Annotated in this window: 1 protein-coding gene; it reads right to left on the reverse strand. The window is 66.2% G+C overall.

Features of this window, described 5'->3' with window-relative positions:
• Window positions 1-32 precede the first annotated feature (32 nt).
• Window positions 33-1,225, reverse strand: a protein-coding gene (locus ABD774_RS21475; protein WP_345045814.1) for an IS3 family transposase whose coding sequence is annotated in 2 segments (ribosomal slippage) — window positions 33-938 and window positions 941-1,225 — 1,191 coding nt in all. Because the reading frame shifts where the segments join, the coding sequence is not laid out codon by codon here.
• Window positions 1,226-1,294: the final 69 nt, after the last annotated feature.

The following is a 1,294-nucleotide window of genomic DNA, read 5'->3' on the forward strand; positions in this document are numbered from 1 at the left end:
GGGTCTGCTGCACGGATAGGTGACAGGTTGGGTCACGCAGCCTGGGTGGCTGGCGTGGTCATGATGGTCTCGTACTCGATGGGGGTCAACCGGCCGAGGGCGTCCTGTCGTCGACGGCGGTGGTAGGTCCTTTCGATCCAGGTGACGATCGCGATCCGGAGTTCTTCGCGGGTGGTCCAGGGGCGGCGGTCCAGGACGTTCTTCTGGAGCAGGCTAAAGAAGCTCTCCATGGCCGCGTTGTCGCCGGCTGCGCCGACTCTGCCCATCGATCCGACCATGTCGTGGCGGTTGAGGGCGTGGACGAATTTCCGGCTGCGGAATTGCGACCCGCGGTCCGAGTGCACGATGCAGCCGGCGACGTCACCGCGCCTGGCGACGGCGTTGTCGAGCGCCGCCACCGCCAGGCGTGACTTCATCCGAGAGTCGATGGAGTAGCCGACGATCCGGTTGGAGTAGGCGTCCTTGATCGCGCACAGGTAGAGCTTGCCTTCACCGGTGCGGTGCTCGGTGATGTCGGTGAGCCACAGCTCGTTGACGGCGTCGGCGGTGAACTCGTGCCGCTGTCGGCCCTTGTCATCGGTCACGACGCACAGGTCCTCGTGCACCGGCGGGCCGGGCCTCTTGCCGTTCTTGCCCCGCCTCTTGCCGAACACGCTCCACCAGCCCTGCCGCGAGCAGATCCGCCATGCGGTCCGCTCGGCCATGGGCTCACCGGCTTCGCGGGCTTCGTCGACCAGAAAGCGGTAGCCGAACTCCGGGTCATCGCGGTGGGCGTCGAACAGGGCGTTGGCACGATATGCCTGTTCGTACTCCGAAGCCGTAACTGGGTGGGTGAGCCAGCGGTAGTAGGGCTGACGAGCGATCTTGAGCACCCGGCACGTCACCGTGACGGGAATCCCGTCGCCGGCCAGCTCGCGGACGAGCGGGTACATCATTTTCCCGGCAGGTTCGCCTGCGACAGATACGCGGCCGCCCGGCGCAGGACCTCGTTCTCCTGCTCCAGCAGACGGATCCGCTTGCGCGCTTCACGCAGCTCGGAGTTCTCGGCTGCGGTCGTGCCGGGCTTCACGCCGTCCTCGACGTCGGCGGTCTTCATCCAGTTCGTCAGACAGGACTCGCTGATGCCGAAGTCGGCAGCGATCTGCTTCAGGTGGACGCCCGGCTCGCGATTCCGCGCGACCCGCACGACGTCGTCGCGGAACTCCTTGGGGTATGGCTTAGGCACGGTGCACATCCTTCCAGTGGCACCCTGCGGCACCACAGATCAGATGTCACCTATCCGTGCAGCAGACCC

The sequence above is a fragment of the Georgenia daeguensis genome, assembly GCF_039537705.1.
GTDB classification, from domain to species: Bacteria; Actinomycetota; Actinomycetes; order Actinomycetales; family Actinomycetaceae; genus Georgenia; species Georgenia daeguensis.